Source organism: Gluconobacter sp. P5H9_a, assembly GCF_018812085.1.
GTDB lineage: Bacteria > Pseudomonadota > Alphaproteobacteria > Acetobacterales > Acetobacteraceae > Gluconobacter.
In genome coordinates, this window is the sequence record NZ_JACRVW010000031.1 from 1 (window position 1) to 7,777 (window position 7,777).

Here is a 7,777-nt window from a genome sequence, read left to right on the forward strand (position 1 = left end):
GGGCAGGGGCGTGTCACCGTCAGCGGCGCGGGCGGCATCGGCGAGTTTCGGGATGGTTTTGAGCGGGTAGAGCAGGATCTGCCGTCCGACGCGGCGGCAGACATGGGCGGGCATATCGACCGGAAATCCGGCTTCGAGCAGGATTTCGCCCCTGTAGAATTCCTGAAGGACGGAGTCTTCGTTTTCTTCATGGTGGAATTTGAAGAAAAAGCGTTCTCCGGTGTCACGGGTCATGAATCCGTTGACGGAGTTCAGGCTGTAATCGTCTGCGCCGAGTGTGACGTCCGTGATGTGGAAGCCGAATTCTTCCGCGATCATGCGCGACAGGAGGTCCGCAGCCAGAGCGGGATTTCCGCTCCGGGCCGCGGCGAGGATGCCTGCCGCGCTGACGGGGCCGGTGCTGGCGGGTGTGTTGCTGGCTGCTTCGGGGCTCATCGGGGTTGGATCTTGGGCATGGGGCGGGCCGAGGAGACGGCGCGGGCATGGCCTGAGAAGTTTTCGTACCGGGCGAAACGTTCCGCATGGCGCGCGGCTTCGGGGTACGCTTCGGGCGAGACGCGTGCGAAGGACATGCGCTTCATGAAGTCATGGACCGACAGCGGGGAGTGGGTGCGGGCGGCGCGGTTCGTGGGGAGCACGGCGTTCGGGCCGAGGACGTAGTTGCACAATGTGACGGGCGAGGCCGTACCGAGGAGGACTTCGCCTGCGTTGCGGATGCGGCCGAGATCCGCCATCGGATCGACCGTCAGGATTTCGAGATGTTCGGGTGCGTAGGCGTTTGTGAAATCGACGGCGGCGCTGAAGTCTTTGGTCAGGATCACGCCGCCATGGGCTCCGCCCAGAACGGTGCGGGAGAAATCGGCGCGTTTGGGGTCCATTTCGGCCCAGTGTGCGGGCAGGGCGGCGATGACGCCTTCGGCCACGCGGCGGCTGTTGGTGACGAGCCAGGCGGAGGAATCCGGGCCGTGTTCGGACTCGATGATGAGGTCCAGCGCGGCCAGAACCGGATCGACGCTGTCATCGGTCAGGATGATGCTCTCGCTGGGGCCTGCGGGGATGCCGGGGTCGATCCGGTCGGACAGCAGGCGTTTGGCGGCGACGACATATGGGCTGCCGGGGCCGACGATCTTGGCGCAGGCGGGCACGGTTTCTGTACCGAAAGCCACGGCGGCGACTGCCTGTGCGCCGCCACATTTATAGACTTCCTCGACCCCGATGAGGCGGGCCGCCACGAGGGTTCCGGCGTCGACGGTGCCGTCGGGGGAGGGCGGTGTGACAATGATCAGGCGCGGGACGTCGGCCACTTTTCCGGGGATGGTCGTCATGTTCACGACGCTGGGGAAGCTGCCCTTGCCGCGTGGGACGTAACAGGCCACGGAGTCTATGGGGATGTTGCGGTCTCCAGCCCAGATGCCGGGCTGGACCTCGATCATCCAGCTTTCTTCCGGCTTCTGGGCTTCGTGAAAGCGACGGATGTTCCGGATACCGTATTTGATGGATTCGAGAACGTCGGGCTCGATGCTGGCGAAGGCGGCGTCGAACTCTTCCGGCGTGGCCCGGATGCTCATTTCGGGGGCGGTCACGCCGTCGAAAGCCTGTGCGAAATGACGCAGGGCGGCGTCGCCTTCGGTGCGGACGCGCTCGATGATCGGTTTGACGCGCTCGAAGAAGACCGACAGGTCGCTCTCTGTGCGTTGCAGCAGGGCTTCGGGGATTGTCCCGGTCTGGGTCAGATCATGGAAGGTGATGTTTTCAGACATCGGGTCTCTCTTTTCGGGGCGGAGGGTTGGAAGGATCAGAGCGCGGCGAGTGTTCCGCCGTCCACGTACAGGACCTGTCCGGTGATGTAGGCGGAGGCTGTGGAGCAGAGGAATTGCAGGGGGCCTGCGAGGTCGTCAGGCAGGCCGAAGCGTGCGAGGGGGATGCCCGACAGCATCTTTTCGCGCCATGCGTCGTTGCGGAAGAACGTGTCGGTCATGTCCGTATGGAAGTAGCCGGGCGCCAGGGCGTTGACCCGGATGCCCCGAGGCGCCCATTCGACGGCGAAGCTGCGTGTCAGGCCGAGGATGCCGGATTTGGAGGCGCTGTAGGGGACGGCTTTTGCGACGCCCGCTGCCGAGGTGAGGGAGGCGAGGTTGATGATGCTGCCTCCGTCCGGCATCAGGCGGGCGGCCTGCTGGGCTACGAAGAACGGCCCTTTCAAATTGGTGTCCAGAAGGCGGTCCCACAGGGCTTCGTCCACGTCGTCGCAGGCACGGAGGGTTTCGTCGCCGGCATTGTTGACGAGAATGTCGAGCGTTCGGCTTTCGCGGGCGATCCGGAAGAAGGCTTCGCGGATCGTGTCGAGGTTGCTGACATCCATGACGAGCGGATGCAGGGTCAGACCGTTGGAGAGGGCTTCGGAGCGGGCGGCTTCGAGGGTGTCGGCGTTGCGTCCGGAAATCCAGGCGTTTGCGCCGCAGCGGGCGAGGTGGAGGGCCATGGCTTTCCCCAGGCCGCGTCCGCCGCCGGTGATGAGAGCCGTTTTGCCTGCCAGCGAGAAAAGCGGGGCGATCTCTACCATGTTCCGTCCGTACCGTTGGGGGCGATTAGGGTTTTTAGGCGGTTTTCCGCGCCTGAGAGCAGATGGGTATAGAGGGCCGGCAGATCGGTGAGGGCTGCGGCCGGAGTGATCAGGCGGTCGAGAAACGGAACGAGGCCGGGGAGACGTTGGATGGCCTCGGGCATTTCGTCTGCGAAGGCGCTGACGCCCCGGATGTCGAGTTCCCGTTCTACGACCAGGTTGAGGTCGATCCGGGGCGTGTGATGGAAAATGCCGGCCAGCACGAGCCTGCCGCCCGGCGCGAGGCGCTGGCAGGCCATTTCCACAACGGGGGCGGCGCCGGTGGCGTCGAGAATAAACGCGGGGCCTTCCGGGCCGAACAGGGCGTCCCAGTCTTCTGCGTCCGGAGGGAGGGGGAGCGTGCCGATGGTTTCGGCGAGGAGCGTCTGGCGCCCGATGTTGCGTTCAAGCAGATGGACGTCATGGCCCTGCTGCCGAAGCAGGAGGGCGGCCAGCCCTCCGATCGTGCCGCCGCCGCAGATGATGACTGGAGAACCGGGTGTCGGGGCGAGGCGGTTGACGGCGTGGAGGGAGACGGAGAGCGGTTCGACGAGGGCGCCGTATCTCAGGGGGAGTGTATCGGGGAAAAGCAGGACCTGAGTGGCGGGCAGGATGACGTCCTGCGCGAAGCCGCCGTCGCAGCTTTCTCCGACGAAGCTCAGGKTCCGGCACAGGTTTTTTCGGCCGGAGCGGCACGACTGGCAGGTTCCGCAGCCGACCCTTGAATCCGCGATGACGGGTGTGCCGACTGTCAGTGAGCCGCAATTGCCGTTGGTTTGGGTGATGGTTCCGGAAAATTCGTGGCCCGGTGTGACGGGACAGCGGGAAAGCCACTGCCCGGTCTGGAAATTGTGCAGGTCGGACCCGCAGATCCCCGCTGCTTCGACCCGGATGCGGACACAGCCGTCCGGCAGGTCCTGCGACATCGGGACAGAGAGAACCTGAATGTCTCCAACGCCTGAAAAACGGGCAGCAAGCACGAGATTCTTCCTTTCCCACCAGACTGAGGTCGGGCCTCACCTTTTCTTTTCGATATAGATATAATGAAGCCGGAATGAAAAGACCGATCCGAGGGATCTGCGCGTAGCTTTTTCCGGGGTAAAGCTTCAGGAAATATGCATCAGAAACACATTACCAATACGGAAAAATGTGTATTTTATAATGATCTGATATTGCAATAAATCGTGGCGATATCAGCATCTTTCCGTATGGCGGATTGACTGGCAGAAGGAGGGAGAGTGGCACGATGGAGACCATTGGCGCACTGGAAGCAGAGACGATCTACCCCATTTCTTCGGATCGCCGTCATGGGAGTGCCCGGGACCTGTTTACGGTCTGGTTCGGGCCGAACCTCATGATGCTGACGGTCGTGACCGGGGCACTGGCGACGACGGTTTTCGGACTGTCTCTGGTTCCTGCGCTTCTGGCGCTTCTGGCGGGCAATCTGGTGGGCGGCGTTTTCATGGCGCTCCATGCTGCTCAGGGGCCTCGGTTGGGTGTGCCGCAGATGATCCAGACGCGGGGGCAGTTCGGCCTGTTCGGGGCGGTTCCGGTGACGGCCGTGATTGTGCTGATGTATGTCGGGTTTGCGGCCTCGAACCTTGTTCTGGGGGCGGAGGGGCTTCAGTCCTGTTTTCCAGGTTTGGGGCGATTTCCGGCCATTCTGATCATCCAGATCCTGTCCATTGTTCCTGCCATTCTCGGGTATCATGTGATCCATGTTGCGGCGCGTATTCTGACGCTGCTGTGCGGGGCGGCCGTCCTGGTCTGTCTGTGGCAGGTCATGGGCGTGTACCCGGCGGTGCATGACGTTGCGGTGCCGTCATGGGGCGGGACGGGTATTCTGCGCACCCTGTCGCTGGCGGCTTTATGGCAGATTGCGTACGCGCCTTATGTTTCGGATTCGTCGCGATATCTTCCGGCGGGGCAGAAAAGCGAAAAATATGCATTTCTGGCGTGTTTTTCGGGGTCCGTTTCGGGGTCGATGCTGGCCATGGGGCTGGGGGCTGCGATCGGGATCGTGGCGGGTGGGGCGCATGTCATTCAGGCGCTTACGGCGATCCTGGGCGTAACGGCGGTGCCGGTTCTGCTGGCGCTTTCCATCGGCATTGCGGTGGCGAATGCCMTGAACGTCTATTGCGGGGCGCTCTCGACGCTGACCGTGGCGCAGACGTTCACGCCGGACCGTCATTACGGCAAAGGCGCGCGGCTTGTGGTGACGGTGGGGCTGCTGTCGCTGGCTTTTGGCATGGCCACGCTCATGGCCGACCAGTTCATGACGGCTTACAGCGAGTTCCTGGAGCTTCTGATGTCGGTCATGATCCCGTGGACGGCGATTAACCTGACGGATTATTATATTCTCCATCATGGAGACTATGACGTTGCTTCTTTCTTCAAGAAAGATGGCGGAATTTACGGGTATTACAACACGCCAGCCCTGATCTGTTACGGGGTTGGGGTTGCGGTACAGATTCCGTTTCTGGCGACGAATCTTTATACGGGAAGCATGGCCAGGATGCTGGGAGGCGTGGATGTTTCCTGGGTGGTGAGCCTCATTCTGACGCCGGTAATCTATATTGTTGCGGAGCGGACGTTCCGGCGGAAAGTTCTGCCTGCGGGAGAGCGGGCATGACGCTTTTGTACAATGCGCGGATTGCGCTGCCGGGCCATGAGCGGTTTGAAGGCGCGGTTCTTCTGCGCGATGGGCGGATTGCGGCGATTGGTGAGCGTCAGGCGTTGCTCGACGGCTGCGGGGCGGATGTGGAGCAGGTGGATCTGGGGCGCGCGTGTGTTCTTCCGGGGTTTGTGGACAGCCATCTTCATCTGTTGATGGGGGCGGAATATCTATCGAATATCGGCCTGCGGGACGCCAGAACGATGGCGGAAGTCGTAGGGCGGGTGGAGGCGTTCGCCGCCGCGCATCCGGAGCGGGAATGGCTTGTGGGGCTGGAATGGAGCTACGGCTATCCTGATCTGCCGCCGGAAGGTTTTGACCGTGCGATGCTCGATGCGGTGGTGCCGGACCGGCCGGTTTTTCTGAGGTCCGGCATGGCGCATGCGGCCTGGGCCAACAGCAGAGCGCTCGAACTTGCGGGCATTGATGCGTCAACGCCGGACCCGGAGGGCGGGGAAATCGTGCGCCGTCCAGATGGGGCTCCGACGGGGTGGCTCAAGGAAGAGGCGGGCAAGTTGGTCGGGGCGCATGTGGTGCCCATGGATGAGGCGCTGGTCCGGGACGGGCTTGAGCGCGTTCTGGGGGAAATGGCGCGTTGCGGGATCACGCGGGTTGAGAGCGCGGCCTATGACGAAGGGCTTTTTCCGGCGCTTGCGGAGATGGAAGCCTCCGGCGCGCTGACCTGTCGGGTCGGGGTCATGGTCGAGATGCCGCCGCCGGAGCTTTCGGAAAAGCGGCTGTCCGAGATCGGGGCGCTGCGTCGGCGGTATCATTCGCCGATGCTGAGTCTGGATGGGGTGAAGTTCTTTCTGGATGGCGTTCTGGAATCGCACACGGCCAGCATGCCGCAGGGTTATGCGGACCGGCCGCATGAGACGGGAACGCTGGTCTGGAAGCCTGAGGCCTATCACTCCGCTGTGCGGCGGGTGTCCGAGGCGGGGTTTCAGATCTGGACGCATGCGATCGGCAGTGGGGCGATCCGGCTTGCGCTGGATGCCTATGCGCAGGTTCCCGAAGCGACGCGCTCCCTGCGGCATCGCGTCGAGCATGTGGAAATTCCGTTTGCCGAGGATATTCCCCGGTTCAAAGAGCTGGGTGCGGTTGCCTGTCTTCAGCCTGTGATGGTTGCGCCGTCCGATGAATGGATGGGGATGGACGGGGTGTGGGCGCAGCGGGTGCGCGAGAGCGAGCAGGAGCGGGCGTTTCCGAACCGGTCGCTTCTGGATGCGGGCAGTGTCGTGGCGTTCGGGACGGACTGGCCGATCGTGTCGCTGTCGCCACTTCGGGGGATCGGCAAGGCCGTGACCCGCCGGAGCCTTGCGGGAGGCGCGGCATTCGTTCCGCAGCAGGCCATCAGCGTTGACGAGGCCCTGTATGCCTATACGGCGGCGGGGGCTTTTGCCTGTCATCGTGAGGGGCAGGAAGGCAGCATCGAGGTCGGGAAGCTGGCGGATCTGGTGGTTCTGGATGCAGATCCGGCTGATGTGCCACCCGAGCGGATTTCGGAAATTTCGGTTCKGATGACCGTTCTTGGGGGGCGGGTCGTTTATGACGCGCGTTGATGACGGTGTCTTTTCCGGTGTTGCGGCGTCCGCGCGGCGGCGTCTTCCCCGGCTGTTTGCGGATTATGTCGATGGGGGCGCGCATGGGGAATGGACCATGGTGCGGAACCGCGAGGCTTTCCGCGAATGGGGGATCGTGCCGCGGGGGCTGAAGAACGTCGAGACCGTGGATGCGGGTGTGCGCTGTTTCGGGCAGGAGTGGGCAGCGCCGTTCATGCTCGCGCCGGTCGGTTTTGCGGGGATGCTGCATCCGGACCGCGAAGTGGGCGCCGCGCGTGCTGCGCTGCGCTGCGGGGTGGGGATGGCCGTTTCCACCTTTTCCATTGATCCGATGGAAGCGGTTGCGAAAGTGGGAGGTGCGCCGCTTGCGCAGATCTATGTTTTCCGGGACCGGGGTCTGACGCGGGACATGCTGGCCCGTGCGGCGCAATGCGGCATGGACGGCATTATCGTGACGATTGATACGGCTATTACGCCGGTGCGGGAGCGGGATGTGCGGAATGGATTCCGCCATCTTTCGCGGCCCACGCTGACGCAGATGGCGGGGATGATGGCCCATCCGCGCTGGTGTCTGGGCATGGCGGGGCGCGGGACGCCGGCGATCGGAAATCTGGCCGCCTATACCTCGGCGCACGGTATCATGGGGCAGGCCAAGGACATGGCCGCGCAGATTGATCCCACGCTCGACAGGGCCGGGCTTGAATGGCTCCGGAGCGAATGGAAGGGGCGGCTTGTTGTGAAGGGCGTCATGCACCCGGAAGACGCAGGGAACGCTATTGCGGCGGGTGCGGATGGGGTGATCGTCTCCAATCATGGTGGACGGCAGATGGACCCGTCTCCGGCGACGCTGGATGTTCTGCCGCAGATTGTGGACGCCGTTGAGGGCAGGGGCGATATCGTTCTCGACAGTGGCATTCGCCGGGGCGGGGACGTTGTGAC

At 63.4% G+C, this 7,777-nt stretch carries 6 protein-coding genes and 1 pseudogene; 3 read left to right on the forward strand and 4 right to left on the reverse strand.

The window, feature by feature from the left end; genetic code table 11:
• The 4 genes and pseudogenes from KP708_RS15080 to KP708_RS15095 form a co-directional block, all read right to left on the reverse strand.
• Positions 1-435: pseudogene (locus KP708_RS15080) on the reverse strand (hypothetical protein); the annotation flags it as partial.
• Positions 432-1,760, reverse strand: a complete 1,329-nt coding sequence (hisD, locus tag KP708_RS15085) for a histidinol dehydrogenase (protein ID WP_215751288.1) — start codon at positions 1,758-1,760, stop codon at positions 432-434. The pseudogene KP708_RS15080 and the gene hisD, both read right to left, overlap by 4 nt.
• Before the next feature lie 35 nt (positions 1,761-1,795).
• Positions 1,796-2,563 (reverse strand): SDR family NAD(P)-dependent oxidoreductase, encoded by a 768-nt coding sequence (locus KP708_RS15090; protein WP_215751289.1) that lies wholly within the window; start codon positions 2,561-2,563, stop codon positions 1,796-1,798.
• The gene (locus KP708_RS15095) at positions 2,557-3,582 is read right to left on the reverse strand and encodes an alcohol dehydrogenase catalytic domain-containing protein (RefSeq protein WP_215757219.1); all 1,026 of its coding nucleotides are present in this window, start codon (positions 3,580-3,582) and stop codon (positions 2,557-2,559) included. The genes KP708_RS15090 and KP708_RS15095 overlap by 7 nt, the downstream gene beginning before the upstream one ends.
• A 266-nt stretch (positions 3,583-3,848) precedes the next feature.
• Between KP708_RS15095 and KP708_RS15100 the strand changes: the two genes are divergently transcribed.
• The 3 genes from KP708_RS15100 to KP708_RS15110 form a co-directional block, all read left to right on the forward strand.
• The gene (locus tag KP708_RS15100) at positions 3,849-5,234 is read left to right on the forward strand and encodes a cytosine permease (protein WP_215757220.1); all 1,386 of its coding nucleotides are present in this window, start codon (positions 3,849-3,851) and stop codon (positions 5,232-5,234) included.
• A complete protein-coding gene (locus KP708_RS15105; protein WP_215757221.1) occupies positions 5,231-6,838 on the forward strand; it encodes an amidohydrolase in 1,608 nt (535 codons plus the stop codon). The genes KP708_RS15100 and KP708_RS15105 overlap by 4 nt, the downstream gene beginning before the upstream one ends.
• Positions 6,825-7,777, forward strand: a 953-nt coding sequence (locus tag KP708_RS15110) for an alpha-hydroxy acid oxidase (RefSeq protein ID WP_215757222.1), incomplete at its 3' end; no start/stop codon positions are given. The genes KP708_RS15105 and KP708_RS15110, both read left to right, overlap by 14 nt.